Below are 25,954 nucleotides of genomic sequence, written 5' to 3'. Positions count from 1 at the left end.
TTTTCATCGGGCGATTGGCGCAGCGGCTAGCGCACTTCGTTCACACCGAAGGGGTCGTAGGTTCGATTCCTACATCGCCCACTGAATCTTGCTTCTCACGGCAGGATTCTTTGCGGACATAGCTTAGTTGGTAAAGCGCAACCTTGCCAAGGTTGAGACCGCGGGTTCGAGTCCCGTTGTCCGCTCCATGGTGAACCTCGCTTCGGCGAGGTTTTCTTGTATTCCGACACATACCACCGGCGTCCAATCCCGTTAACGATAACAACGCGCATGAGCTATTGTCTGACGCAGTGCCTATCGTGTCCACTGTTGATTAACCAGTCCAGGCCTGCACATTAGTAACGCGGACCCCGATAGCAAAGGACAAATCATGGCGCAAGCTACCATCTCCATAACAGTCAACGGCGAGGCGAAGGAGGTGGAAGCAACCACCACTGGCGTAGAGCTGTTCGCGGAAGACAAGAACATCATCGCAGTGAAGATCAACGGTGAAAATCGTGACCTCTACACCCCGCTGTCGGACGGCGACTCGGTAATGCCTATTGCCCTCGATTCCGAGGACGGTCTCGCCATCATGCGCCACTCGGCCACCCACGTCATGGCCCAAGCCGTGCAGGAAATCTATCCGGATGCCAAGCTTGGCGTCGGCCCGGTCATCAAAGATGGTTTCTACTACGACTTCCAGGTTGACAAGCCGTTCACCCCGGAAGACCTCAAGGACATCGAAAAGCGCATGCAGCGCATCATCAAGTCCTCCCAGTCCTTCCGTCGCCGTTCCGTGAGCGAGGAGGAGGCACTGAAGGAAGAAGCTGACCAGCCGTTCAAGATCGAGCTTATCAAGGATAAGGAAGCACATCTCGATCCGGCAGCAGCTACTGAAATCTCCGAGAAGGAACTGAGCTTCTACGACAACGTCGACCGCGACGGCAATGTGGTCTGGAAGGACCTGTGCCGCGGCCCGCACCTGCCGAACACCCGCTATATCAAGGCTTTCAAGATCGAGCGCTCCGCGGCCGCTTACTGGCGCGGCTCCGAGAAGAACCCGACCATGCAGCGCATCTACGGCACCGCTTGGGCCACCAAGGAGGATCTGAAGGCTTACCAGACCCGCCTGGAAGAGGCAGCCAAGCGCGATCACCGTAAACTCGGTGCCGAAATGGACCTGTTCTCCTTCCCGGAGGAAATCGGCCCGGGTCTGGCCGTGTTCCATCCGAAGGGCGCTGCGGTAATCAACGCGATGGAGGACTACTCCCGCGAAATGCACCGCAAGTACCACTACAGCTTCGTGCAGACCCCGCACATCACCAAGGGCGGTCTGTACGAGACCTCCGGCCATCTGCACTGGTACAAGGACGGCATGTACCCGCCGATGCACCTCGACGAGGAATACGACGAGAACGGCAACGTGACCAAGCCGGGCGCCGACTACTACCTGAAGCCGATGAATTGCCCGATGCACAACCTGATCTTCAAGTCCCGCCAGCGCTCCTACCGTGAGCTGCCGTTGCGTCTCTTCGAGTTCGGTACCGTGTACCGTTACGAGAAGTCCGGCGAAGTGCATGGTTTGACCCGTGTGCGCGGCTTGACTCAGGACGATTCCCACATCTACTGCACCCGCGAGCAGATGAAGGATGAGCTGACCAACCTCCTGACCTTCGTGCTCAAGGTACTGCGCGATTTCGGTCTGTCCGACTTCTATCTGGAGCTCTCCACCAAGGATCCGGACAAGTACGTCGGCTCCGACGAGATTTGGGAAGAGGCCACCAACACCTTGCGTGAGGTCGCCGAGGCATCGCACCTCGACCTCGTGGCTGATCCGGGTGGTGCCGCCTTCTACGGTCCGAAGATCTCCGTGCAGGCCCGCGATGCCATCGGCCGCACCTGGCAGGTCTCGACCATTCAGCTCGACTTCAACCTGCCTGAGCGCTTCCAGCTCGAGTACATCGCCAAGGATGGCACCCACCAGCGCCCGGTGATGATTCACCGTGCTCTGTTCGGTTCCATCGAGCGCTTCTTCGCCGTGCTGCTTGAGCACTACGCAGGCGCGTTCCCGGCATGGCTGGCTCCTGTTCAGGTACTTGGCGTCCCGGTTGCCGACGAATTCGCACCGCACCTGGCTGACTTCGTCAAGTCCTTGGAAGAGGATATGGTCCGCTGCGAAATCGATTACTCCGACGATCGTTTCGGCAAGAAGATTCGCAACGCCTCCAAGTCCAAGGTGCCGTTCATCCTCATCGTTGGTGAGGAAGATATGAACAACAACGCTGTGAGCTTCCGCTTCCGTGACGGTAGCCAGCTCAATGGCGTACCGGTCGATCAGGCCCGCGAGCAGATCCTCACCGTGATCAAGAAGCGCGTTCAGGTCAACTCCGCCGACGACTTCAAGGCCGCCGTCGAAGACTGATTCCGTACAGTCATCTAGGCCGGTAATTGGCTATGTCTGATTACCGGCCTACAATCATTCCGTTTGACATCATTCGTTTAATCGCTAGGAGCACCAATGTCAGGTCATTCCAAGTGGGCGACCACCAAGCACAAGAAGGCCGCTATCGACGCTAAGCGCGGCAAGCTCTTCGCCAAGCTCATTAAGAACATCGAAATCGCCGCTCGTCTCGGCGGTGGCGACCCGGACGGCAACCCGTCCCTGTACGACGCCATCTACAAGGCCAAGAAGGCTTCCATGCCGGCCGACAACATCGCCCGTGCCGTCAAGCGTGGCTCCGGTGCCGAAGACGGTGCCGCCAACTATGAGGACATCGTGTACGAGGGCTACGCTCCCGCAGGCGTCGGCCTCATCATCGAGTGCCTGACCGATAACCGCAACCGTGCCGCCGCAGAAGTCCGTTCCACCCTGACCAAGGGCAACGGTTCTCTGGCCACCTCCGGCTCCGTGTCCTTCAACTTTGAGCGTAAGGGCCAGATTGTGGTTCCTTCCGAAGGCGTGGATTACGATAAGCTCTTCGAAACCGCCGCTGAGGCTGGCGCCGAAGACGTGACCGATGACGGAGAAGTCTACACCGTCATCACCGGCCCGTCCGATTTGTTCGCCGTGCGCAAGGCCCTGCAGGATGCCGGTTTCGACTACGATTCCGCCGATCAGGTCATGCAGCCGAAGAACGAAGTCGAACTAAGCCTCGACGATGCTCGCAAGGTCTCCAAGCTCATCGACAACCTCGATGATCTGGACGATGTGCAGAACATCTACTCCAACTGGACCGCTTCCGACGAGGTCATGGCCCAGCTTGATGAGGAGTAATCACCAGTGATTATTCTTGGCGTCGATCCCGGGCTTACACGCTGCGGGGTCGGCGTGATTGAAGCCGGCGAACATCGCCGGCTTTCGTTTATTCACGTCGACGTTGTTCGTTCCTCTCCTGATATCTCCCAGGATTTGCGTCTGCTGGCAATCTACAATGGTTTGTCTGAAAAAATGGACCGTTTTGCACCTGATAGCGTATCCATCGAACGCGTGTTCGCGCAGTCCAATCGCAATACGGTACTTGGCACGGCACAGGCAGCAGGGCTTGCCATGCTCGCAGCCGCACAACGCAATATCCCGGTTGCATTGCATACGCCGACGGAAGCTAAGCTGGCCATTACCGGTAATGGCCAGGCGCAAAAGATTCAAGTGGAACGCATGGTCACGCGCATCCTCAATCTCACGAAAATGCCTACTCCGGCCGATGCAGCCGACGCATTGGCGTTGGCCATATGTCATGCTTTACGACCGGCCGGTGCCCTTCAGGGCGGCGAGAGGGAACAGCACTTGACTCCTGCGCAACGCCAATGGGCCGAGGCGGCACAGCATACGGCACGTCGACGCATGAATCACGACCGCGGCATGTAGTATACTTCGAACAGTTGTTCGATTACTGATATCGGGCTAAAAAGACCACGGCGTGAAAGGATGCGTAGATGATTGGCATGCTGACCGGCCGAGTTGATTCGGTGGAATCTGACGCTGCACTGATTGATGTTGGGGGAGTGGGATACGAGGTTCGTATGTCCTCTTCTGACCTCAGTAGGATTCATGCAGGGCAGGAAACCCGCATTTATACGTATATGAATATCTCACAGGATGCGGTAACCCTGCATGGCTTTCTTGACAGGGACGCAAAAAAGACATTCCTGCAGCTCATCAAAGTCTCAGGCATTGGTCCGAAAGTTGCGCAATCGTTGCTCTCCACGTTGACGCCAATCCAACTGGCGCACGCCATTGCCGACAACGATGCCACAGCCTTAGCCAAAGCTCCAGGCTTAGGGAAAAAAGGTGCGCAAAAAATAATCCTTGAGCTGAAAGGTTCGATTGACCTGGACCAGATCGAAGGAGCGCACACTGCTGAAACCGCACCGCAGCAGCCTATCGACACCGGTATGGAGCAAGTCGTGGAAGGCCTGATCTCGCTGGGGTGGCGTCAGCAGGATGCGCAGCAGGCGGTCACCGAGGCTATTGCGGATAATGACATCAATACACCATTGGCGGCAGAGGATGTACCTCGAGTGCTGCGCTTTGCTTTGACTTTGATGGATAGGGGACGTTGATGAACGAATCACTTGATTTCGGAACGTCAAACACCGGCGCCAATGAGGAATCCCTGCGCATGGTCTCCTCGCAGCCGATTGGCAACGAGCCCGTCAGTGATGAAGAGCTGCGCCCTCATGTACTGGATGGTTTTATCGGCCAGCCTCGGCTCAAGGCCCAGCTCCAGTTGTTCCTGGATGCTGCACGCAAACGTGATGTGCCGCCGGATCATATTCTGCTCGCCGGTCCTCCAGGACTAGGCAAAACCACGTTGGCCATGATTGTGGCCAACGAATTGGAAGTGCCAATTCGTGTCACCTCCGGGCCGGCTGTCCAGCATGCGGGGGACCTGGCATCGATTCTCAGCTCTCTGGATACTGGCGAGGTCCTGTTCATCGACGAAATTCATCGTCTGCCAAGAGCGGCGGAAGAACTGCTCTATATCGCCATGGAGGATTTCCGCGTGGACGTCATGGTGGGCAAGGGGCCAGGTGCAAGCTCAATACCATTGACGCTCCCACGCTTCACGGTGATTGGAGCCACCACCCGTGAAGGCATGCTGCCCAGCCCGCTGAGGGCGCGATTCGGATTCACCGCGCACTTGGACTTCTACCCTCATGAGGAACTGGAGAAGCTTATCGAACGTTCGGCCAACGTGTTGGGCGTCAATCTCGATGAAGGCTCGGCGCATGAATTGGCCTTGCGCTCCCGCGGCACACCGCGTATCGCCAACAGGCTGCTGCGCCGTGTACGCGACTGGGCCATCGTCCATGATTTGATCGTGGTACGTCCGGCGGACGTAAAAGAAGCATTGGCCTTGTACCAAATCGATTCGGAAGGTCTGGACCGTCTGGATATTGCTGTGTTGAATGCCATCGTGCGTAACTTCAACGGCGGGCCAGTGGGACTCAACAATCTCGCCGCTATGGTGGGAGAGGAATCAGAGACCGTGGAGACCGTGTGCGAACCATATCTGGTGCGTGAAGGTTTTCTGATTCGAACGCCCAAAGGACGTGTAGCAACCGAAAAGGCATGGCAGCATCTTGGTCTGACACCCAGCGATGATGTCAGCAAGCTCTTCTAGACTTTAGCCTGTTTGCACAATCCGGCTATATGTCAATTGATGTCTTAGCCGTTGTTCTAAAGGAGTTTTCCGTGAATTCTTCATACGCAATGCTTATCGTCATGATTGTGGTCATCGGCGGCATGATGTGGTGGCAGTCCAAGAAGGCCAAGCAGCAGCAGGCAGAAAAGCAGGATTTCCGTCGCAACTTGAAGCCGGGCACCGAAGTCATCACCATTGGTCAGGTCATCGGCAAGGTTGTGGAAGTCGATGAGCAATACGAGGAGATCGTCATCGATTCCGAGGGCTCCAAGCTGCGCTTCGGATTCAATGCCATCGCCCGTGAATACGTTCGCCCTGCGTATGTCTCCGATGACGAAGTAGACGAGAACGGCAACCCGCTGCAGCAGGAGGAAGCCGATGAGGCTCCGGCCAATGACGAGGCTGGTCAGGAACCGATCGACACCACTGTAGCCGAAAACGATTCCCAGTCCGATTCCGCTGAAGGCAACAACACCGAAACTGAGACCAAGTAAGGTTTTCTCGAGGTAGAGCAGTCATCCGTTACTAAACTGGCAAAGGCAATCAACATGGCACAGTCGGATATCACAATCGAAGCACTCAACATCGTAGGCAAGGAAGACGCCGAATATCTGGTCTCCCTTGTACGTTCCGTACCGGGCTTTCCTAAGGAAGGCATTATCTTCCGTGATTTCATGCCGGTGATTGCCGATCCGCGCGGTCTTAAGATCCTCCTCAAGGCACTTGAAGAATCACTGCCGGTGAAGCCGGATGAATTCGACGCCATCGCCGGCCTTGAGTCCCGTGGCTTCCTGTTCGGCCCATCACTTGCCGAGCACTTCAACAAGGGTTTCATCGCCGTGCGCAAAGCTGGCAAGCTCCCGCCGAAGACCATTGGCGAATCGTATGATCTGGAATACGGCACAGCAAGTGTCGAAATCGAGACCAACGCGATTCAGAACGGTGAACGCGTCCTGATTGTCGACGATCTCATCGCCACTGGTGGTACTGCCAAGGCCGCAGCCGATCTCATCGAAAAGGCTGGAGGCAAGGTCGCAGGATTCAGTTTCGTGATGAAGCTCAATGGTCTGGATGGTCTTGACAAGCTGGGCGATGTGCCAGTGAGCTCGCTCATTTCGATGCCAGCCTGATTGTCTCACCAGTTAATCGCCACTTTATGAGGTCCGGCATGTAACATGTACAGTTACATGCCGGATTATTCATTTCATTAGGGAAGGATCCATGGACCTTTACGAATACCAGGCGCGAGAGTTGCTTGAGGAACAGGACATCCCCACTCCGGGTGCCATTTTCGCCCAAAACTCCCATGAAGTCGCCGAAGCCGCCGATAAGATCGGCTACCCATGCGTTATCAAGGCACAGGTGAAGATCGGCCATCGTGGTCAGGCGGGCGGCGTGAAGATCGCCCGCAATCGCGATGAGGCCATTCTCGAATCGGAGAGCATCCTCCCGATGACCATCCATGGGCACAAGGTGTCTGGTGTGTTGGTGGCTGAGGCCAAGAACATCCTGCACGAATACTATGTGTCCATCTCCGTGGATCGTACTTCCCGAGATTTCGACGTGCTCGCCACCGCCAACGGCGGCACCGAGGTTGAGGAAATCGCCAAAGAGCACCCTGAATCCGTCAAACGACTGCACATCGAAGCTCTTGGTGATTTCGATCTCGAGGCCGCGACCAAGATGGCCGAAAGCATTGGCTTCTATCATGCCGACGTCGATCAGGCCGCCCAGATTCTGTTGAAAATGTGGCGCTGCTTCAAGGAAAACGACGCCACACTGGTGGAGATCAATCCGTTGGCCAAGATCGGCGATCCGAATGATGAATCATCCAAGCAGCTGTGCGCGCTTGATGCCAAGATTTCCCTGGACGACAATGCCGCGTTCCGTCATGATGGATGGACCCGTTTCGAAGATCCGATCATTCCTGACCCATTCGAGCAGAAGGCTCGTGAGCATGGCCTGCACTATGTGCATCTGCACGGCGAAGTAGGTGTCATCGGCAATGGCGCAGGTCTGGTCATGAGCTCCCTCGACGCCGTATCCGGCGCGGGCGAAGAGCAGGGAACCGGCATCAAGCCGGCCAACTTCCTGGACATCGGTGGTGGCGCATCGGCCACGGTTATGGCACAGAGCCTGGAAATCGTGCTTTCCGATCCACAGGTCGAATCGGTGTTCATCAACGTCTACGGCGGTATCACCTCCTGTGTGGAAGTGGCCAACGGCATTCTCGAAGCCGTTAAGACCCTCGGCAGTTCCAAGCCAATCGTCGTTCGTTTTGACGGCAACGCCGCAGCTGAAGGTCTGCATATTCTCGCCGAAGCCGCCAACCCGACCATTCACGTGTCTGAAACCATGGAAGGCGCAGCTCAGAAGGCTGCCCAGCTCGCCGCCGAGGCCACTCAGTCCAAGGAGATTCGCTGATGTTGTTTGTTGAAGACGGCGCACCCGTCATCGTTCAGGGTATGACCGGCCATCAGGGCATGACTCATACCGCCCGTATGCTTAAGGCCGGCACCAACATCGTCGGCGGCGTCAATCCGCGTAAGGCCGGCACGGCTGTGACCTTTGAGGCTGCCCGTAACGGCGAGGATGTGGATATCCCGGTATATGCCACCTGCGACGAAGCGCGTGAGGCCACTGGCGCACAGGCCAGCGTGGTGTTCGTACCGCCGCGTTTCGCCAAGAACGCGGTTGTGGAAGCCGTGGAAGCCGGCATCAAACTGATCGTCGTGATCACAGAGGGCATTCCCGTAGCCGATTCCGCATATTTCGTCGAACTGGCTCTTGAGAAGGGCGTGCGCATTATCGGCCCGAATTGCCCGGGACTGGTCACTTTGGGGAATCCCGGCGTCAATCTCGGCATCATCCCTGACGGCATCGTCGGTCGTGGCCCTCTGGGCCTGGTGTCGAAGTCCGGTACCTTGACCTACCAGTTGATGGGCGAGCTTTCCGATATCGGTTTCACCGCCTGCCTTGGTGCCGGCGGCGATCCTATCGTCGGTACCACGTTGCTCGAAGCTTTGGAAGCTTTCGAGGCTGACCCCGACACCAAAGCCGTCATGATGATTGGTGAGATCGGTGGTTTCGCCGAGCAGGAGGCGGCTGCATGGGCCAAGGATTATATGACTAAGCCCGTAGTCGCTTACATTGCTGGCTTCACCGCCCCTGAGGGCAAGCAGATGGGCCATGCAGGTGCCATCGTCTCCGGTGGCAAGGGTACTGCCCAGGATAAGAAGAACGCTCTCGAAGCGGCGGGAATCCCCGTGGGCAAGACCCCTGGCCAAGCTGCACAGATCATGCGCGATCTGCTTACCAAGGCCAATATCATCTGATCGCGTACAGAACGGTCTTTATGAAAACAGTGATACGCCAATGGATGCGGGGGATTGTCGCCGCTCTCGCATCCATGGCCGTGTATGCCATTGCTATAGGATGCTACATCGCCTTGATGCTGCTTGTCATCTCCATGGAAGAAGGCGGTGACAATCTCACAGGCAGTACGGCATCGCTCACACAGGCGATGGTACTGCTGAGCGAAGGCTCCGGTTTCGAAACCGATGCTGTGACGCTTACCATCATTCCCTTACTGCTCACCGTTCTCTTGATTTGGCTTGTCGAGACTGTCGTCGTCAGGCTCAAGGCACTGTCCATTCATGCGGGGGCGGCCGGTTTGGTGGCCTGGCTAATTATCAATGAGTCATTCAGACGCTCTATCGGCGGGGGCCTGGTGGACCCGCAATGGCTGATTCTGCTCAAGGCCGCACTCATCTTCGCTCTAGGCTACGGTCTTGCAGCGGTGACGCACTCCGACTTTCTGAAATCGGTGAATGCCAAGGCGCGGGAACTGCTTTCCGTGCAGGCCCTCCGTTCACTCACCCTAGGTGGCATCATCAGTGCCATCATCGCAACGTTGTATCTCGTTGCCGGTCTCATCACGGTAATTATCTGGATAGTGCTCAATAATGCGGTAGTGGTGTCCATATTCAACATGTCAGGCATGGAAACGGGATCGCGGATCCTCACCACCATAGCCATGCTGATATGGTTGCCGAACGTGATGATTTGGGCCATATCCTGGCTGTTCGGCGCAGGCTTCGCCATTGGCGAGCTCGCCAATTTCACGTTATGGGTTGGGCAGTCCAGTTCACTGCCCGCAGTGCCGGTGTTCGGCATTCTCCCCGAACCCGTGACCAGCGGACTCTGGCGTACCGTTGCCATGTGCACGCCGTTCGCAATCGCTCTTCTCGTCGGTCTTCTGACGCTTTTCCTTCCTCAGGGATTCCGGTATCGACCGATGAAGGTACGCGATGCGCGCATGCGCGTACCCGTGGTATTGGATTTGGTCTATCCCGCTGTTTCCTTCTGCATCAGTGCGGTATTCGTATCCTTAGGCTTCACACTGCTATTCGCGTTGTCGAATGGATCGTTGGGCAAGCACCGCCTCTCCCATGTAGGTGTAGATGTTATGGTTTCGACCAGAACCGTCGGTCATCCGACGGCATTAGGGCTCGCGGCGGCATGGCTTATAGCTCTGATTGGCACCGCACTCGTTTTTTCGATATTCTGGATAGTTGGAAAAACCAAGTCTTCCAACGTCGCTGTTCCCACGGCTTCAAGCGCTAACGCCAAGCTGGACTCAGACGTGTCACAACCCCAAAAATCCAAGGAGGAACAAGGATGACAAACACGAACAGGCCGATACGACGGGCACTGGTTTCCGTTTTCCACAAGGAAGGGATCGAAGTACTCGCCGACGCGTTCGTGAAGGCAGGTACCGAAGTCGTATCCACTGGATCAACCGCTAAGAAGCTCGCTGAGTTGGGCGTCAAGGTCACTGAGGTGTCTGATGTCACCGGTTTCCCCGAATGCCTGGACGGCCGTGTCAAGACGCTGCACCCTTATATTCATGCCGGCATTCTGGCTGATATGACCAATCCCGAGCATGCCAAGCAGCTCGAGGAGTTCGGCATCAAGCCGTTCGATCTGGTGGTCGTCAACCTGTATCCATTCGCCGATACCGTTCGTTCCGGCGCCAATGAGGCCGACACCATCGAAAAGATCGATATTGGCGGTCCGTCCATGGTTCGCGGTGCGGCCAAGAACCATGCGACCGTCGCCATTGTGACCGACCCGGCGGATTACGCACTGGTCGCCGCTCGCGTGGCCGATGGTACCGGATTCTCTCTCGAGGAGCGCAAGTGGCTTGCCGCCAAGGCTTTCGCCCACACCGCCGCCTACGATGCCACGATCAATGAGTGGACCTCCAAGCACTGGACGAAGCCCGCTTCCCTGGAATCCGTTGAAGTGGATAAGGACGACCAGGGCACTGAAGTCAACTCCCAGAAGTTCCCGGCACAGTACACCCGCACTTGGGATCGTGCCCATACGCTGCGTTACGGTGAGAATGCTCATCAGCAGGCCGCACTGTACATCGATCCGCTGAACCAGACCGGCTTCGCGCACGCCGAACAGCTCGGCGGCAAGCCGATGAGCTACAACAACTACGTGGATGCCGACGCCGCCTGGCGTACCGTATGGGACATGGCTCCTTCCATCGCCGTTGCCGTGGTCAAGCACAACAATCCGTGTGGCCTGGCTATCGGCGCCACTGCAGCCGAAGCACACAAGAAGGCACATGCCTGCGATCCGATGAGCGCATACGGCGGTGTCATCGCCTGCAACTCCAAGGTGACGCTTGAGATGGCCGAAAGCGTGCGTCCAATCTTCACGGAAGTCATTGTGGCGCCCGATTACGATGCCGAAGCTCTGGAGCTGCTGCAGACCAAGAAGAAGAACCTGCGCATTCTGAAGGTCGCAGAGCCGCCGAAGGGCCACGAATCCGTACGCCAGATCGATGGCGGTCTGCTGGTTCAGGACACCGATCTGATCAACGCCACCGGTGATGACCCGGACGCTTGGAAGCTGGTCTCCGGCGAGGCAGCTGACGCTGACACGCTGAAGGATCTCGTGTTTGCATGGCGCGCCATTCGCTGTGTGAAGTCCAACGCCATCCTGCTGGCCCATGACCAGGCCACCGTGGGTATTGGCATGGGTCAGGTCAACCGCGTGGATTCCTGCCATCTTGCCGTCGAGCGTGCCAACACATTGGCCGATGGCGCCGATCGCGCCACCGGCTCCGTTGCCGCTTCCGACGCGTTCTTCCCGTTCGCCGATGGCGCTCAGGTGCTGATCGACGCAGGCGTGAAGGCCATTGTGCAGCCTGGCGGATCCATCCGCGATGAGGAAGTTATCGAAGCCGCCAAGAAGGCAGGGGTGACCATGTATCTGACTGGTACCCGTCACTTCTTCCACTGATCGTCACTGATCATTGATCGGCTTGTCGAATACGATGCAAGCGATACGGTTCCCATCACCTATGGCGGTGGGAACCGTATCATATATCACGAATGTTCGTTTCCGGGAATATCAGAAAGAGCACCATGCATAATCATCCCTTCGTATCCGAAGCCCATGAAGGCAAACCCTGGTTCGAGTGGATCGTGCTGGGGATCGTTGTTGTTATTGCCGTCGTGGCGGCGTTCGGATACACAATGGCCGCCACGGTATTGCTTTCCGTGACGGCCATCACCACTGGGCTGATTCGGCTTATTATGCGCGAGAAAAGCCCGTGGAAGGTGCGATCAGTTGCCTTCGACTCATTTATCGGCATCGCCCTGGGAATCGGCCTGCTGATCACGTACTTCAGTTTCTTCGGCCTGTTCTCCAGCGCCTTCCTCCGCTGACGCATTTGCATCATCAAACGACTTCTGCTCAGCGTTCTTATCCTCACCGGTAACTTCCGCAACAGCAGCGGCAGACGCATCCTTCGGCTTCGTGGCAGTGGCCATTTGCGCCACAATCATCACCAAAGCCACAATGGCGGCAGCCAGAACCGGCGCAATCCAGAAGACCCACAGCTGCTGCAGCGGATTCTGAGTCAAGCCTTCATTCACTGCAGCCAAGGCGATGCCAGTGGAACGGGCAGGATTGAGACCGGCACCAGTCACCGGATAGCTGATGGCCACGGCGATGGCGTATGCGCCGCCCATTGTCAAAGCGTAACGGCCATGAGACTCGCTGGTCTTATCCATCGAGGACATTGCCGCGCCCACCACAATCAAGGAGGCGATTACTTCCACGATAATCGCCAGCGTCACGGAGAACGTAATACCGTACTGAGTGAGTAACGTGTAGGAGACGGAACCCTGCTCGAAACCATTCACGGCGGGGGAGAGCCACACCTTTGCGGCAACCTGCTCGGAAGTGGGCAGCAACTTGACTACGGCAAACGCAGCGGCAATGGCGCCAACGACCTGTGCGATCACATACAAAACACCGTCAACCAGCGCGGTCTTAGAAGTCAGTACCGCAGCCACGGTAACGGCGGGATTGAGATGACCGCCGGAGATACGAGCGAAAAGCGTAGTAATCACCGCATAAGCCAAACCGGTGGCGAACGGGATGAACACGACATTCACGCCATATACAGCAGAGCCCCACGTGGAGAATGCATAGATGGCGAAGCACAGCAGAAGGCTGCCAGCCAATTCAGCGCATACACGCAAGGCAAGCGGCTGTTGCTTAGTTTCTTCCATGATTTGTAATCCTTTTCATCTATTGGAAGGCGGACGAATCCGCACAAACGGTTGCAAGTCTATCAGTAGTCCGGCCATGCGGTATTATGTAAAGGTTGGAAATAGCTGTGAATTTCAGCCAAGCCAACCCGATTATTAGATTCAGGTTGACATAACAACCTGCCCGGCCACGTTGGGAGAACGATGCCAAACGCATATTCCCGCGCTCAAAAAGCGTATGATGATTCCAATTCCATTCGTCTTCAGAAGCTTCTTGCTCAAGCAGGCTTCGGCTCTCGCCGCAAGTGTGAGGAAATGATCACCGAAGGCCGCGTTGAGGTAGATGGCGAACTGGTCACCGAGCTCGGTTCCCGTGTGAACCCCAAGACACAGCAGGTGCGCGTGGACGGTTCCCGCGTGCGCGTGAACCCGAACCATATCACCCTTGCGCTGAACAAGCCTCGCAAGGTGCTGTCCGCCATGGAGGATCCGAAGGGCCGCTACACGTTGCGCGATATCGTGGGAGACAAGTACGAGCGCATCTTCCACATGGGCCGTTTGGATTACGATTCCGAAGGTCTGATTCTCATGACCAATGACGGCGAACTGTCCCAGCACGTCATGCACCCGAAGTACGAAGTCGAGAAGACCTATATCGCCACCGTTGAAGGCAAGCTGTCCGGCACCGTGTGCCGTCGCCTGGTTAAGACCGGCGTACAGCTGGATGACGGCTGGATCAAGCTCGACCACTGCGCCATCATCGATGCCAGCCGTGATTACACCATGGTTAAAGTCGTACTGCACTCCGGCAAGAACCGTATTGTCCGCCGTATCTTCGGATCGATTGGCTTCCCGGTCAAGCGACTGGTTCGCACCCAAATCGGCCCAATCAAGCTCGGCGATCTGAAATCCGGTTCCTACCGCGTACTGTCCCAGACTGAGGTTCGTTCACTGTCCAAGGAGGTCGGTCTGTGATCCGTGTTGCCATTGATGGTCCTGCCGGCGTAGGCAAATCATCCACGTCGAAAGCATTGGCCAAGTATTTCGGATACGCTTATCTCGATACCGGCGCCATGTATCGCGCTTGTGCATGGTGGTGCCTGAAGCAGGGCATTGACCTTGATGCCGAAACTGTGGATGAGCGTATCGTCACCGAAGCCGTGGGCGAGTTCTTCACCGGCGATCACTTCGATATTTCCGTCGATCCAGACGATCCGCGGGTCTTCGCCGATGATGAGGATATTTCCGAAGCTATTCGCTCCTCGGAGGTCTCCTCCCATGTGTCGAAGGTCTCGAACGTGATTCCGGTACGTAACGTACTGATCGCTGCACAGCGCGCCTACATTGCCCGCGAAGCGTCCGTGGACTCATTCTCCGGTGGATTGGGCATCGTGGCCGAGGGGCGCGATATCACGACCGTGGTGGCTCCTGACGCTGAAGTGCGCGTGCTCCTGACCGCGCGCGAGGAGGTCCGTCAGGCCCGTCGCACCGGTCAGGCTGTCTCTGGGGTCGGCGCCGAGGATGTGGCTGCACGCGATAAGGCCGATTCCAAAGTAACCAGTTTCATGGCCGCAGCCGATGGCGTGACCACCGTCGACAATTCGGATATGGATTTCGAGCATACGCTGGATGTACTGATTGGTTTGGTGGAAGACGCCATCGAAAACCAGGAATATGAGCAGTATGCGGCAAACCTTGAAGGCTATGATCTCGACGAGGCCGATGAGGCGTTGATCACCGGTCGTGGCTTCACCGAAGGCACGCGTAAGGCCGGTCCTAAGCCGGTCGGCGTGCTTGCCGTGGTGGGCCGTCCGAACGTGGGCAAGTCCTCGCTGGTGAATCGTATCCTCGGCCGCCGAGCCGCAGTGGTGGAAGATACCCCTGGCGTAACGCGTGACCGCGTGAGCTATGACGCCGAATGGGCCGGCACTGATTTCAAACTCGTGGATACCGGCGGCTGGGAAGCCGATGTGGAAGGCATCGACTCCGCAATCGCATCGCAGGCTCAGGTGGCTGTGCAGCTGGCCGATGCCGTGGTGTTCGTGGTGGATGCCCAGGTCGGTATGACCGATACCGACGAACGCATCGTCAAGATGCTGCGAGCCGCCGGTAAGCCGGTTACGCTGGCCGTCAACAAGATTGATGACCATGCCAGCGAATACATGGCTGCGGAGTTCTGGAAACTCGGCTTGGGCGAACCGTACGCGGTATCCGCCATGCACGGCAGGGGAGTAGGCGAGCTGCTCGACGCCGCGCTCGACAAGTTGAAGAAGGCGGAAAAGACCTCTGGTTTCCTGACCCCGTCCAATTTGCGCCGCATCGCTCTGGTGGGCCGTCCGAACGTGGGCAAATCCTCATTGCTGAACCAGCTGGCACGCGAGGAACGTTCCGTAGTCAACGACTTGGCCGGCACCACACGCGATCCGGTCGATGAAATCATCGACATCGATGGTGAGGACTGGCTGTTCATCGATACCGCAGGCATCAAACGTCGTCAGCATAAACTGACCGGCGCGGAATATTATTCCTCACTGCGTACGCAGGCTGCCATCGAGCGTTCCGAGCTGGCTCTGATCTTGTTCGACGCTTCCCAGCCGATTTCCGACCAGGATTTGAAGGTCATGTCCACTGCAGTGGATGCCGGACGCGCAATCGTGCTGGTGTTCAACAAGTGGGATGCCATGGACGAGTTCGACAAGCAGCGTCTGGAACGCCTGTGGAACACCGAGTTCGATCGTGTGACCTGGGCTCAGCGCGTGAACCTTTCCGCTAAGACCGGCTGGCACACGAACCGTCTGTCCAATGCGATGCACACCGCTCTGGAATCCTGGGATCAGCGTATCCCCACCGGCAAGCTCAACGCGTTCCTCGGCAAGATTCAGGCCGCGCACCCGCATCCGTTGCGCGGTGGTAAGCAGCCGCGAATCCTGTTCGCTACGCAAGCGTCCACACGCCCGCCTCGTTTCGTGATTTTCGCCACCGGCTTCCTGGAGCATGGATACCGCCGTTATATCGAACGCCAGCTTCGTGAGGAGTTCGGCTTCGAAGGCACTCCAATCCAGATTTCGGTGAACATCCGCGAAAAGAAGAAGCGCAAGTAGCAAGTCCTACAACATTTGCGTCAACCGCCATGTGATGCGAAGACACGCTGAACCTTTACCGGTTTGCAATATTTGCATCACATGGTAAATTATCTATCCGTTGCTTTTGCAGCATCGGCTCATAGCGCAGTTTGGTAGCGCACTTGACTGGGGGTCAAGGGGTCGCGGGTTCAAATCCCGCTGAGCCGACAGATAAGCCCGGAATCATTGTGGTTCCGGGCTTCTTGTTTGCTCTGCCACGCTTGACCCAGAGACCTCTGAACCCGTGACAATATGTAATCACATAAAATGGGCAAACCCGTCATTCTATGCACTTGTTTTCGGCATATATGGAACAAACGTCTCTGTAAGCATGGAGTTCACGCTGCATTCACCATAAAAGCACTTACTTATTGCGCTTATCATGAGGCACTACGCATTATCACGCGATAGACTGGTGCCTTGTAGTTTTGATGAAAGGGACCTGAATGACCGAACCAACCGATGGCCTCCAGCCAAACGATGGGGAGAAAAACCTCACCGCGGAAATTGGTGCCACCAACGCCGATGAACTCGCTGCAAACGCCGATGATGCAATCTTCGAGCACTCGGCAATCAAAATGCGCGAGCATGGCATGAGTGAAACTGCCATCAATCAGTTCCACCATCTGTTTAACGTGTGGCGCCATGAAGAGGACTCCAGCTGGATTCGTGAAGATGATGTCGAACCGTTGGAACATGTTCCCAGCTTCCACGATGTGTATGAAACCATCAACCATGACAAGGCTGTGGATGCATTCGCCAAGACCGCATTTCTGAAGCTTAACGGAGGTCTCGGCACTTCCATGGGTCTCGACTGCGCGAAGTCTCTTTTGCCGGTGCGACGCCACAAGGCCAAGCAGATGCGATTCATCGATATCATCATCGGCCAGGTGCTCACCGCCCGGACACGCTTGAACGTGGAACTGCCATTGACCTTTATGAACTCCTTCCGCACCTCCGCGGATACGATGAAGGTGCTCAAGTACAACCGCAAGTTCGAACAGACCGAAATCCCCATGGAAATCATCCAGCATCAGGAGCCGAAACTGGTGATTGAGACTGGCGAACCGGTCAGCTTCCCGCAGAACCCCGAACTCGAATGGTGTCCGCCGGGCCACGGTGACCTGTTCTCTACGATCTGGGAATCGGGATTGCTGGACGTCCTTGAGGAGCATGGCTTTAAGTATCTGTTCATTTCGAATTCGGACAACCTTGGCGCCCGCCCGTCGCGTACGCTTGCCCAGCATTTCGAGAACACCGGCGCTCCTTTCATGGCCGAAGTCGCCACTCGCACCCCGGCCGACCGTAAGGGAGGCCATATCGTGCGCGATAAGGTCACAGGCCGTCTCATGCTGCGCGAAATGAGCCAGGTGCATCCGGAGGATAAGGCCGCCGCGCAAGACATCAAGAAGCATCCTTACTTCAACACCAATTCGATTTGGATTCGTATCGATGCCCTGAAAGCCAAGCTGGCCGAATACAATGGCGTGCTTCCGTTGCCGGTGATTCGCAATAAGAAGACCGTCGACCCCACGAATCCCGACACCGAACATGTGATTCAGCTCGAAACCGCCATGGGTGCCGCGATTGGCCTGTTCAATGGCGCCATCTGCGTGCAGGTCGACCGTATGCGATTCCTGCCGGTGAAGACCACCAATGACCTGTTCATCATGCGTTCCGATCGCTTCCATCTGACCGATACCTATGAGATGGAAGATGGCAACTACATATTCCCGAACGTCGATCTCGATCCACGCTTCTATAAGAACATCCATGATTTTGACGAGCGTTTTCCGTATGCGGTGCCTTCACTGGCAGCCGCCAATTCGGTGACGATCCGAGGAGACTGGACGTTCGGCCGCGATGTGGTCATGTTCGCTGATGCCAAATTGGAGGACAAGGAAGAGCCCAGCTACGTGCCAAACGGTGAATATGTTGGCCCGCAGGGCATCGAGCCTGACGATTGGGTGTGATTTGTACGCGGAATTTAACGGCTCCGACAAAAAAGAGTCGTTAAATTTCGTGAAATGACACATATTGCAGAAAAAAACCTCTAAGATAGAGGAAGCGTGAGATAAAAAAACTCACACACTTATAACGAAACAATATCTATACGTGAGGACTAATGGCAGAAGGTACAAGCGGGCGTCGGCGTTTTTCCGACAAGTGGGGTAAGCACGAGCTGGATGTACTGGCCGTGCTATCGTCCGCGTTCCCGCAATGGCTTACTTCCCGCCAAATCGCGCAGCGGGTCAAGGCATACGCCGACTCGTACGGGGAATTGGCCGATCAAGCAGCCAAGGCAGCATTCGCCAAGCAATTCCAGCGCGATCGCGCCAAGCTCGCCGCCATGGGCATCGCCATTGAATCACGACAGCCTGAATATTCCTCCAAATCTGAGGGACAGGATTTCGCTTCCTATCGTCTTCAGCTCGGCGACGAACCTCGTATTAGGCTGATGTTCGAGCCAGAAGATATGCCCGTACTGGCTTCTGCCAACTATCTGGCCCGTTCGATGGCCATTTCCTCTGAGCCGGACCAGTCGCAGGTTGCGCAACGTGCGTCCCGCACTACGCCGCGTGTACCGCAGACGCCGATTCCCGGTCTGGGACTGGACTCCATCGCTCCCGGACTCGGTACACAGCATATTCCGGATTCCCTGGTCAAAGTCATTGATTCGCGTCGTTTCGCCGCTACCATCGACGTGGATGGCGAGCACTTGAATGTGGCCTATACGGATTCCGATGATTTGGCCATGTACGTGCTTGAACATCCCGGCGCGACTATCGTGAGCCCGCAGGAAGCCGTGGATGCATATCATCGTCGGCTCCATGCGGCGAGCCAGTTCGTGTTGGCCGATGAATCCGCCGGTCCGGTCAGCGCATCCGTGGTGTCGCCATCGATCAGCCGCGATGTCCGTGAACCCGGCGACCCGGAATCAATCAAGGCCCAGAATAAGAAGAATGGTTCGGCATTCCAGACCGGTAGTGAAGTGGATCGCCGACTACGCCTGATGTTGTTCTTGTCCGCTCATCTTGGCGAGGAATTCTCGTTGAGCGAGCTTGCCGTTCGCTTCATCGGCAAGCCGAAGAACGATGACGAGCTGAAGAAGTTCGTCAATATCATTCACAAAGATATCAACACGCTCACCACAGTTTCCGATGACGGTGAGATGGCTGGCAGCCAGTTCTTTGATATTGATTGGCCGCTGCTGGATGCCGAAGGCATCGTCTCCGCGACGAATTCCCTAGGCTTGGAGCGTCTTGCCGGCATTTCACCGCAGTATCTCAGCATGCTGACTGCGTCCGTGAGCTATCTGGCGCATTCGCCACTGCTGCCGGATAAGCAGCGTGCGCAGGCGGAGTCCTTATATGAGCGTCTTCGCCGGCATGTGACACCTGGCCAGACACCGTGGCTGAGCCTGACTGGCTATGAGCTGGAACCCCGCAGCTTCTCCGTGGTCAAGCGTGCTATTAACACGGATTGCCTGCTTGACATGGAATACACCGATAGCACAGGCCGCACGCGTCGCAAGCTTGTGGCCCCGGCGAAAATCTTCATTGATGAGGGCGTCTACTACGCAGCCGTTTACACGGATGTCGGTGCGGCAGCCCCGAAGGAAAAGAAAGCGTACGTCTCCAAAGACAAGACCATCGATAAGGCGAACGGCAAGCCTCGCACTTGGCAGGTGCTCCGTTTGGCCCGCATCGAGAGGGCCGAGGTGGTCAGACCCACCAAGCCCGTCGATGTACCGAATATGCCGGTCAGCGAACTGCGTAAGTGGAGCTTCGATAACGGCACCGAAGCGGTGTTCATTACCGATCAAGCTGATTTGTCATTCATCAAGACGCTGCCCGGAGCCACAGTCGAACAATGCGGAGCGGGGGAGAAGGTACATCTGACGGTCTCCTCGGATTCGTGGTTTGTGGCATTCTGCATCGCTCACGCACGGCATATCACCGCGGTTGCCCCGGAGACCTTGCGTACGATGATTGTGGCTCGAGCCGAACGAGAACTCAGCCTAAGCGCGGATAAGTAAGGAGTCCATATGCCTTGGTGGATATGGCTGGTGCTGGCGTTGTTCATGCTGGCCATGATCATCGCCGGATTGGTATATGCGGGAATTCATGGCATGCGTGCGTTACGTGACGCCAGCGAAATCGGCGGGCAGGTGGGAGAAAAGCTCGCCGCAATGGGCCGGACCGATGACGTGTCGCGTCCAGCATCTCCCATCGCATTCACTCAACCATTACGCGTGGCTCAAGAACGTTATGCCGATGCCCACGCAGAGGTCATTGAACGTCAGGCCGCCAAGCGGGAACGTCATATCCGGACTTGGAACGAGTGGAAGAAGTTCAATAGCTAGACCGGTCCATCTACGAGATAGAAAGCATCATGGCACGTCACCATCACAAGAAGGCTGAAGCATCCACAACTGTGCTGACTCCTTCACAGCGGTATGCATCATTCCAGAAGGTCAAACAGCGCCGTGCATCAGTCGCGGCTCGATTCGCCGCCACCTTGCCATTTGACCTAGATGATTTCCAGACCGAAGCCAATGAGGCCCTCGAATCAGGCAGCAATGTGCTGGTCGCAGCCCCTACAGGTGCAGGCAAGACCGTAGTGGCGGACTTCGCCATTTATCTCGCGCAGGATCGCAATGTCAAAGCATTCTATACGACTCCGATTAAAGCGCTGAGCAATCAGAAATACCATGATCTCGTCGAGGTCTACGGTCCGGATAAGGTAGGCCTCCTCACCGGCGACACTTCCATCAACTCCGAAGCCGACATTGTGGTGATGACCACTGAAGTGCTTCGTAATATGATCTACGAACGCTCCGCAACGCTTACGGCTTTGCGCTATGTGATTTTAGATGAGGTGCATTATCTCGCGGACCGGTTCCGTGGACCGGTCTGGGAGGAAGTCATCATTCATCTGCCGAAAACGGTGAAAATCGTCGGGTTATCCGCAACCGTGTCTAATGTGGAGGATTTCTCCAACTGGATCGCATCAGTCCGAGGCGATACCAAATTGGTGATCAGTGAGCATCGCCCGGTGCCATTGGAACAGCATGTCATCGTACAGGCAGACGACCACACCGAGCCCCAGATGCTTGATCTCTATCGTCGCGATGGCGACGGACAGCAGACCACAAAGCTGAATCCGGAATTGATCAATACGCTCGATCGTTTTGATCGCAAGGCGGCAAGGCGCCGTGGCGAGCAACGGCCGGATAAGCGTAAAGGGTTCAAGGGCAAAGGATCCAAGGGCCATATACCCAAGCCGCAACGGCATACCCCACGCCGTTGGGCAGTGGTTGACGAGCTGAACTTCCTTGGCATGCTGCCAGGAATCTATTTCATCTTCTCCCGCAATGGGTGTGATCAGGCCGTGGAGCAATGCATCAATGCCGGGCTGGAACTCACCACAGATGAGGAGGCCGTCAGGATTCGCCGTATCGTGGATGAGATGGTGGAGGACCAGCTCACTCAAGAGGATCTGAAGGCGCTGCACTTCTCAAAGTTCCGGTTTGCGCTGGAGGAAGGATTCGCCTCCCACCATGCCGGTATGATCGCGCTTTTCCGTCAGATCGTCGAGCGTCTGTTCGAGGAGGGTCTGGTCAAGATGGTGTTCGCCACCGAAACATTGGCCTTGGGCATCAATATGCCAGCCCGCTGCGTGGTGGTGGAAAAACTGGAGAAATTCAACGGTACCGGGCATGTGGCGCTGACGCCCGGTGAGTTCACGCAGCTCACCGGCCGCGCTGGACGGAGAGGCATCGACACCATCGGTCATGCCATCGTCGTCGATCATGCGGATTTCATACCGGCCACCGCAGCCGCATTGTCATCCAAGCGTGTGTATCCATTGCACTCCAGCTTCCGTCCGACATTCAATATGGCCGTGAATCTTTTGAATTCCAGTGATTACGAAACGGCTCGCGTCACCTTGGATCAGTCGTTCGCCCAGTGGGAGGCCAATGAATCGGCATGGCAGCTTGAATCGCAAATCACCACGCTGAAAACCGCACTGAAGGGCTACGAACAGGCATTCCAGTGCAACCATGGTGATTTCAAAGAGTTCATGACCATTCGCATGAAGCTCAGCGACATCGAAAAGGAAGGCCGCAAAAAGCTTAAACATGAGGTGTTTCTCACCGATAAGGAACGCTCTGAAGCTTTCCAGCAATTGGATGAGGAGATTCGCGCTTTGCGCGCGGCCGAGCGTGAGCATCCCTGCCGCGACTGCCCGGATCTGCAGCAGCACCTCAAGTGGGGGCATCGCTGGGCCAGAGAGACTCGGGAACTCGCACGTGTGCAAAACCGTTATGATTCCCGAACAGGTTCCGTGGCTCGGCAGTTCGACCATATCTGCGACATCCTGTGCCAACTGCATTACTTAGAGCGCCACGAGCACGATGACGGTCGCATTGACATGACCCTCATCGATAAGGGCCGATTGCTGCGCCGCATCTACAGCGAGCATGATCTTGAACTATGCGAAGCACTGCTTGCGGGCATCTTCAATAAGCTTGATGCCAATGGATTCGCTGCGGTACTATCCAGCCTCGTGTATGAGTCACGCCGTGGTTCGCAGGGCGAACCACGCCACTATCCCGGGGGGACTTCCGGCAGGATCGCCATTGCGGCTTCCAAGCTCAAGGGAGTCTGCGCCAATATCGATGCGCTGTGCGAAGACCACGGTCTGGAGGAAACCGCACAACCGGATTGCGGCATTGTGGATATCATGTATGAATGGGCCGATGGCGGGTCGCTGGCGGCATGTCTTTACGGGACGGATATGACAGGCGGTGATTTCGTACGCACGGCAAAACGTCTGGCCGATGTCCTGCAGCAAATCGCAGTTGCCGGACCTTTGCCTATGGATGGGGGAGAAGCATTGCAGAACATCGCACACGAAGCGGCAGATCGTGTGAATCGCGGCATTGTCTCTTACTCCGGAGTGGAATAACGAGCTGTGTTACGCCTGGGAATACCAGCCAAGTCCGAACTGTTGCGTACAGTAGTACGGTTATTGAAATTGCAAGGAGGATGCCAATATGGCAGAACGTAGCCTCAGGGGTATGAGCATCGGAGCGAAATCACTGGAATCTGACGACAACGTCGATTTCGCTGCACGAAACGATGTGGCATATGTGTGCCCGAAGGGTCACCGTACCATCTTGCCGTTTGCCGAAGGCGCCGAAGTGCCTGATGAGTGGGAGTGCCGCTGTGGTGCCGTAGCCCATCGTGAAGGCGATGAGGATCGCGAGGCCGACGAAATCAGCAAGCCGAGCCGCACTCATTGGGACATGCTGCTTGAGCGCCGTAGCGAAGAAGAGCTGGCCAAGCTGCTGGAGAAGCGCCTGCAGATGCATCGTGATGGTTGGATTCCGGATTACGAGTGAGTTCGCCGGATTCCACTATGCGTGAGTGAACAACACGTAAACCAATGCCCAGTCAAACCGACTGGGCATAATCATTGCTGGATATGTCGCCGTACATCACGTAGCACAATGGGCGACAACACATTAGAGAAAGAAAACAGGGGAGTACCTCACCATGGCACAGCATCCGAGGAACGTGGTTCTGCTTGATCTCGATGGCACGCTGACCAAGTCCGATGGCGGTATCATCGCTTCCGTAGTCAAAACCTTTGAGGCGTTGGGACGTCCGGTTCCCGATGATGCCGAGTTGAAACGATTCATCGGACCGGCCATCATCGAATCATTGCAGCGCAACCATGTGCCGGAGGACGAGCTCGATCACGCAGTCGATATTTACCGCAGCTATTATGCGGACAAAGCCGTGTTCGACGATCCGAACGAGCCCGGCAACAAGGTGCCAGGCCGCTTGGTGAATGTCGTGTTCCCCGGTATCCGTGAACAGCTGCAGAAGCTGCGCGAAGACGGTTATTACCTGGCATTGGCCAGCTGCAAGCCCGAATATCAGTGCATTCCGATCTGCGAGCATTTCCATTTGACTGAATTGCTCGATGGCATTTACGGCGCTTCCAAAGACAACACGCGTCTCGATAAAGATCAGGTTATCCGCTACTGCTTCGAGAAGATCGGTTTTGACGCGGCACAGGGGGATAAGGCCGTCATGATCGGCGACCGTTACACCGATATTGATGGTGCTCGTGCCTGCGGACTCGATACCATTGGTTGCCGCTGGGGGTACGCTCCGGAAGGCGAAATGGAAGAACACGGCGTGTACGAAATCATCGAAACCACCGATCAGCTTGAAGACGCGGCGAATCGTTACTTCGCCTCGCACTGATTCGTTTTATTAGAATTTGACGCTGGAGGGCGATGTATCTGTTGCTCGGGTTCGCTCCGGGCCGCTCGGGCCAAGTCTTACGCCCGAGCAACAGATACATCGCCCTCCAGCTACTTGTGAAGTAAGTTCTATGGAGAGTCGACTCTCGTATCGGAGAATAAGAAGCGTAATCTAATCTGACATAACGTACATTATCGGCTATTTTTCTCTAGCACTGTTTTTATGGATTGCGATGCCAAGTTGCCGGTCCATTTCGGCTTCCATTGCATGATGCGCCTGAAGATACATCACCAGAATCTCAAGCATCACCAGCACAATGATGACGATTGCTGCAGCGAATGCATTCATCTCATAGAAACCACGCACGTCGACATCCATCTGGTCAGCGGTCAACGCATACACCGGAAACGGCACAATAGCCATGATGAACGATGCGACGTGCAGCATCACCATGTTCCAACTCACTGGATAGACCGGCGGACGTTTGCTCCGTGGAGTGAATATATGGCCACGTATGACAGTCATGCCAATGATGTTGAGTGCCAATACCGCTGCAATGATCCATAGCAATGCCGGCAAAAGTTCCACGAACATCGTCATATCAATCTCCGTATTATTCGGTCCGATTCAGTAATATCTATGCATATGCAAAAAGACGATTTGTCGATATACTCAACAAATCGTCTGGAATCTCATCGAGTCAAGCCATTCCTCGCTGCAGCCGTCGAGCTTCAAGCTTCTTGCGCATACGCATGGCAGTCAGCTCGTCGATTGGTCGATTGGCACTGATTTTCATCGGCTGTGCCTCCAAGTCGACGTAATCCTCGTGTTCCAAAGCGGCCTCGATCTGATGCCATAATGAACCGACCGAGACGGCGAATACGGCCTTACCGCTTTGCAACAGCTCAAGCATTTGTTCGCTGGTGGTGCATTCATGTACATGCTGGCCGTCACACATGATGGTGACGTGAGCCAACTGATCAACACTTCGCTGAGTCAGAAAACCGATGGCCGCAGTGACATTCTGCAGATTCACGCCGGCATCCAGCAATCGTTTGGACACGGCAAGAATCACCACATCCTTAAACGAATACAGTCGGCGTGAGCCGGAACCGTGTGATGGGGTTATCGAAGGCTCGACAATCTGTTTGCGCGCCCAGTAGTCGAGCTGTCGATAGGTGATGCCAGCCACTTTGGAGGCCACAGTGCCGCGGTAGCCGCGCTTGGCCTCCTGCTCATCAGCATTGGAGAACAACTCCCCCTGAATCGCTTCATCGTTCAAACTATCACGCTCCTCGAGCGGAATATGAAGATGCAGACCTGTTGCTCCCATCACACACCCC

The 25,954-nt window shown here is 56.1% G+C and carries 23 protein-coding genes and 3 tRNA genes; 23 read left to right on the top strand and 3 right to left on the bottom strand.

Annotated elements, in window-relative coordinates:
- The first annotated feature begins 8 nt into the window (after positions 1–8).
- The 14 genes from F7D08_RS05335 to F7D08_RS05270 all read left to right on the top strand — a co-directional run bounded on the left by F7D08_RS05335 (position 9) and on the right by F7D08_RS05270 (position 12,373).
- Positions 9–81: transfer RNA gene (locus F7D08_RS05335), tRNA-Val, on the top strand.
- A 31-nt stretch (positions 82–112) separates the two neighbouring features.
- Positions 113–188: transfer RNA gene (locus F7D08_RS05330), tRNA-Gly, on the top strand.
- 182 nt (positions 189–370) lie between these two features.
- The gene (gene thrS, locus F7D08_RS05325) at positions 371–2,404 is read left to right on the top strand and encodes a threonine--tRNA ligase (RefSeq protein WP_152209632.1); all 2,034 of its coding nucleotides are present in this window, start codon (positions 371–373) and stop codon (positions 2,402–2,404) included.
- Between the two features lie 96 nt (positions 2,405–2,500).
- Positions 2,501–3,256, top strand: a complete 756-nt coding sequence (locus tag F7D08_RS05320) for a YebC/PmpR family DNA-binding transcriptional regulator (protein ID WP_152209631.1) — start codon at positions 2,501–2,503, stop codon at positions 3,254–3,256.
- 6 nt (positions 3,257–3,262) lie between these two features.
- The gene (ruvC, locus tag F7D08_RS05315; protein WP_100493980.1) at positions 3,263–3,847 is read left to right on the top strand and encodes a crossover junction endodeoxyribonuclease RuvC; all 585 of its coding nucleotides are present in this window, start codon (positions 3,263–3,265) and stop codon (positions 3,845–3,847) included.
- 68 nt (positions 3,848–3,915) lie between these two features.
- Positions 3,916–4,542 (top strand): Holliday junction branch migration protein RuvA, encoded by a 627-nt coding sequence (ruvA, locus tag F7D08_RS05310; protein WP_152209630.1) that lies wholly within the window; start codon positions 3,916–3,918, stop codon positions 4,540–4,542.
- Positions 4,542–5,606 (top strand): Holliday junction branch migration DNA helicase RuvB, encoded by a 1,065-nt coding sequence (gene ruvB / locus F7D08_RS05305; protein ID WP_100493978.1) that lies wholly within the window; start codon positions 4,542–4,544, stop codon positions 5,604–5,606. Before ruvA ends, ruvB begins: the two co-directional genes overlap by 1 nt.
- An 89-nt stretch (positions 5,607–5,695) precedes the next feature.
- Entirely contained in the window at positions 5,696–6,121 is a 426-nt protein-coding gene (locus tag F7D08_RS05300) for a preprotein translocase subunit YajC (protein ID WP_152209741.1), read from the top strand.
- A gap of 54 nt (positions 6,122–6,175) precedes the next feature.
- On the top strand, positions 6,176–6,757 hold the full coding sequence (locus F7D08_RS05295) for an adenine phosphoribosyltransferase (RefSeq protein ID WP_152209629.1): 582 nt from the start codon (positions 6,176–6,178) through the stop codon (positions 6,755–6,757).
- A 76-nt stretch (positions 6,758–6,833) separates the two neighbouring features.
- Positions 6,834–8,051 carry an ADP-forming succinate--CoA ligase subunit beta gene (gene sucC, locus F7D08_RS05290; protein ID WP_264371452.1) on the top strand — a complete coding sequence of 406 codons (1,218 nt, stop codon included), beginning with the start codon at positions 6,834–6,836 and terminating at the stop codon, positions 8,049–8,051.
- Positions 8,051–8,962 (top strand): succinate--CoA ligase subunit alpha, encoded by a 912-nt coding sequence (sucD, locus tag F7D08_RS05285; RefSeq protein WP_152209627.1) that lies wholly within the window; start codon positions 8,051–8,053, stop codon positions 8,960–8,962. The genes sucC and sucD overlap by 1 nt, the downstream gene beginning before the upstream one ends.
- A gap of 116 nt (positions 8,963–9,078) precedes the next feature.
- Positions 9,079–10,311 carry a cell division protein PerM gene (locus F7D08_RS05280; protein ID WP_226803385.1) on the top strand — a complete coding sequence of 411 codons (1,233 nt, stop codon included), beginning with the start codon at positions 9,079–9,081 and terminating at the stop codon, positions 10,309–10,311.
- Positions 10,308–11,945 (top strand): bifunctional phosphoribosylaminoimidazolecarboxamide formyltransferase/IMP cyclohydrolase, encoded by a 1,638-nt coding sequence (gene purH / locus F7D08_RS05275; RefSeq protein ID WP_152209626.1) that lies wholly within the window; start codon positions 10,308–10,310, stop codon positions 11,943–11,945. Before F7D08_RS05280 ends, purH begins: the two co-directional genes overlap by 4 nt.
- 92 nt (positions 11,946–12,037) lie before the next feature.
- Positions 12,038–12,373, top strand: a complete 336-nt coding sequence (locus F7D08_RS05270) for a DUF3017 domain-containing protein (RefSeq protein WP_226803384.1) — start codon at positions 12,038–12,040, stop codon at positions 12,371–12,373.
- Here F7D08_RS05270 and F7D08_RS05265 read toward each other — a convergent pair.
- Entirely contained in the window at positions 12,287–13,225 is a 939-nt protein-coding gene (locus F7D08_RS05265; RefSeq protein WP_152209625.1) for an MIP/aquaporin family protein, read from the bottom strand. The genes F7D08_RS05270 and F7D08_RS05265 overlap by 87 nt on opposite strands.
- Before the next feature lie 183 nt (positions 13,226–13,408).
- Here F7D08_RS05265 and F7D08_RS05260 point away from each other — a divergent pair, with 183 nt between their 5' ends.
- The 9 genes from F7D08_RS05260 to F7D08_RS05220 all read left to right on the top strand — a co-directional run bounded on the left by F7D08_RS05260 (position 13,409) and on the right by F7D08_RS05220 (position 24,611).
- Complete coding sequence (locus tag F7D08_RS05260; RefSeq protein WP_152209624.1) at positions 13,409–14,179, top strand: pseudouridine synthase; 771 nt, start codon at positions 13,409–13,411, stop codon at positions 14,177–14,179.
- Positions 14,176–16,305: a bifunctional cytidylate kinase/GTPase Der gene (gene der / locus F7D08_RS05255; protein WP_152209623.1), complete on the top strand. Its 2,130-nt coding sequence runs from the start codon at positions 14,176–14,178 to the stop codon at positions 16,303–16,305. Before F7D08_RS05260 ends, der begins: the two co-directional genes overlap by 4 nt.
- A gap of 115 nt (positions 16,306–16,420) precedes the next feature.
- A tRNA-Pro gene (locus tag F7D08_RS05250) sits at positions 16,421–16,494 on the top strand.
- 410 nt (positions 16,495–16,904) lie between these two features.
- Positions 16,905–18,299 carry a UTP--glucose-1-phosphate uridylyltransferase gene (locus F7D08_RS05245; RefSeq protein ID WP_193316207.1) on the top strand — a complete coding sequence of 465 codons (1,395 nt, stop codon included), beginning with the start codon at positions 16,905–16,907 and terminating at the stop codon, positions 18,297–18,299.
- 152 nt (positions 18,300–18,451) lie between these two features.
- Positions 18,452–20,365 carry a helix-turn-helix transcriptional regulator gene (locus F7D08_RS05240; RefSeq protein ID WP_152209622.1) on the top strand — a complete coding sequence of 638 codons (1,914 nt, stop codon included), beginning with the start codon at positions 18,452–18,454 and terminating at the stop codon, positions 20,363–20,365.
- 9 nt (positions 20,366–20,374) lie between these two features.
- Positions 20,375–20,692, top strand: coding sequence for a hypothetical protein (locus F7D08_RS05235; protein ID WP_152209621.1), 318 nt, complete (start codon positions 20,375–20,377; stop codon positions 20,690–20,692).
- 29 nt (positions 20,693–20,721) lie between these two features.
- Positions 20,722–23,301, top strand: coding sequence for a DEAD/DEAH box helicase (locus F7D08_RS05230; RefSeq protein ID WP_152209620.1), 2,580 nt, complete (start codon positions 20,722–20,724; stop codon positions 23,299–23,301).
- A gap of 88 nt (positions 23,302–23,389) precedes the next feature.
- Positions 23,390–23,737, top strand: a complete 348-nt coding sequence (locus tag F7D08_RS05225; RefSeq protein ID WP_100493965.1) for an RNA polymerase-binding protein RbpA — start codon at positions 23,390–23,392, stop codon at positions 23,735–23,737.
- Between the two features lie 154 nt (positions 23,738–23,891).
- Positions 23,892–24,611: an HAD hydrolase-like protein gene (locus tag F7D08_RS05220; RefSeq protein WP_152209619.1), complete on the top strand. Its 720-nt coding sequence runs from the start codon at positions 23,892–23,894 to the stop codon at positions 24,609–24,611.
- Positions 24,612–24,809: 198 nt separating this feature from the next.
- On the opposite strand, the gene F7D08_RS05215 is transcribed toward F7D08_RS05220, so the two are convergent.
- Together F7D08_RS05215 and F7D08_RS05210 are read right to left on the bottom strand one after the other, a co-directional pair.
- Positions 24,810–25,211, bottom strand: a complete 402-nt coding sequence (locus tag F7D08_RS05215) for a hypothetical protein (protein WP_152209618.1) — start codon at positions 25,209–25,211, stop codon at positions 24,810–24,812.
- Positions 25,212–25,311: 100 nt separating this feature from the next.
- A complete protein-coding gene (locus tag F7D08_RS05210) occupies positions 25,312–25,944 on the bottom strand; it encodes a MerR family transcriptional regulator (RefSeq protein ID WP_152209738.1) in 633 nt (210 codons plus the stop codon).
- Between the last annotated feature and the right edge of the window lie 10 nt (positions 25,945–25,954).

Origin of the sequence: Bifidobacterium cebidarum (genome assembly GCF_009193305.1) — a bacterium.
Taxonomy (GTDB): Bacteria; Actinomycetota; Actinomycetes; order Actinomycetales; family Bifidobacteriaceae; genus Bifidobacterium; species Bifidobacterium cebidarum.
This window is presented reverse-complemented; position numbering and strand designations above follow the sequence as displayed.

Excerpts from the sequence above, each read along its gene's own strand:
- F7D08_RS05280 (WP_226803385.1), top strand. The coding sequence starts at position 9,079 with ATGCTGCTTGTCATCTCCATGGAAGAAGGCGGTGACAATCTCACAGGC.
- F7D08_RS05240 (WP_152209622.1), top strand. The coding sequence starts at position 18,452 with ATGGCAGAAGGTACAAGCGGGCGTCGGCGTTTTTCCGACAAGTGGGGT.
- F7D08_RS05215 (WP_152209618.1), bottom strand. The coding sequence starts at position 25,211 with ATGACGATGTTCGTGGAACTTTTGCCGGCATTGCTATGGATCATTGCA.
- ruvB (WP_100493978.1), top strand. The coding sequence starts at position 4,542 with ATGAACGAATCACTTGATTTCGGAACGTCAAACACCGGCGCCAATGAG.
- F7D08_RS05230 (WP_152209620.1), top strand. The coding sequence starts at position 20,722 with ATGGCACGTCACCATCACAAGAAGGCTGAAGCATCCACAACTGTGCTG.
- thrS (WP_152209632.1), top strand. The coding sequence starts at position 371 with ATGGCGCAAGCTACCATCTCCATAACAGTCAACGGCGAGGCGAAGGAG.
- F7D08_RS05260 (WP_152209624.1), top strand. The coding sequence starts at position 13,409 with ATGCCAAACGCATATTCCCGCGCTCAAAAAGCGTATGATGATTCCAAT.
- F7D08_RS05210 (WP_152209738.1), bottom strand. The coding sequence starts at position 25,944 with ATGGGAGCAACAGGTCTGCATCTTCATATTCCGCTCGAGGAGCGTGAT.
- F7D08_RS05270 (WP_226803384.1), top strand. The coding sequence starts at position 12,038 with ATGTTCGTTTCCGGGAATATCAGAAAGAGCACCATGCATAATCATCCC.
- ruvA (WP_152209630.1), top strand. The coding sequence starts at position 3,916 with ATGATTGGCATGCTGACCGGCCGAGTTGATTCGGTGGAATCTGACGCT.
- F7D08_RS05220 (WP_152209619.1), top strand. The coding sequence starts at position 23,892 with ATGGCACAGCATCCGAGGAACGTGGTTCTGCTTGATCTCGATGGCACG.
- F7D08_RS05300 (WP_152209741.1), top strand. The coding sequence starts at position 5,696 with ATGCTTATCGTCATGATTGTGGTCATCGGCGGCATGATGTGGTGGCAG.
- F7D08_RS05245 (WP_193316207.1), top strand. The coding sequence starts at position 16,905 with ATGCGCGAGCATGGCATGAGTGAAACTGCCATCAATCAGTTCCACCAT.
- F7D08_RS05265 (WP_152209625.1), bottom strand. The coding sequence starts at position 13,225 with ATGGAAGAAACTAAGCAACAGCCGCTTGCCTTGCGTGTATGCGCTGAA.
- F7D08_RS05295 (WP_152209629.1), top strand. The coding sequence starts at position 6,176 with ATGGCACAGTCGGATATCACAATCGAAGCACTCAACATCGTAGGCAAG.
- purH (WP_152209626.1), top strand. The coding sequence starts at position 10,308 with ATGACAAACACGAACAGGCCGATACGACGGGCACTGGTTTCCGTTTTC.
- F7D08_RS05235 (WP_152209621.1), top strand. The coding sequence starts at position 20,375 with ATGCCTTGGTGGATATGGCTGGTGCTGGCGTTGTTCATGCTGGCCATG.
- sucD (WP_152209627.1), top strand. The coding sequence starts at position 8,051 with ATGTTGTTTGTTGAAGACGGCGCACCCGTCATCGTTCAGGGTATGACC.
- F7D08_RS05225 (WP_100493965.1), top strand. The coding sequence starts at position 23,390 with ATGGCAGAACGTAGCCTCAGGGGTATGAGCATCGGAGCGAAATCACTG.
- F7D08_RS05320 (WP_152209631.1), top strand. The coding sequence starts at position 2,501 with ATGTCAGGTCATTCCAAGTGGGCGACCACCAAGCACAAGAAGGCCGCT.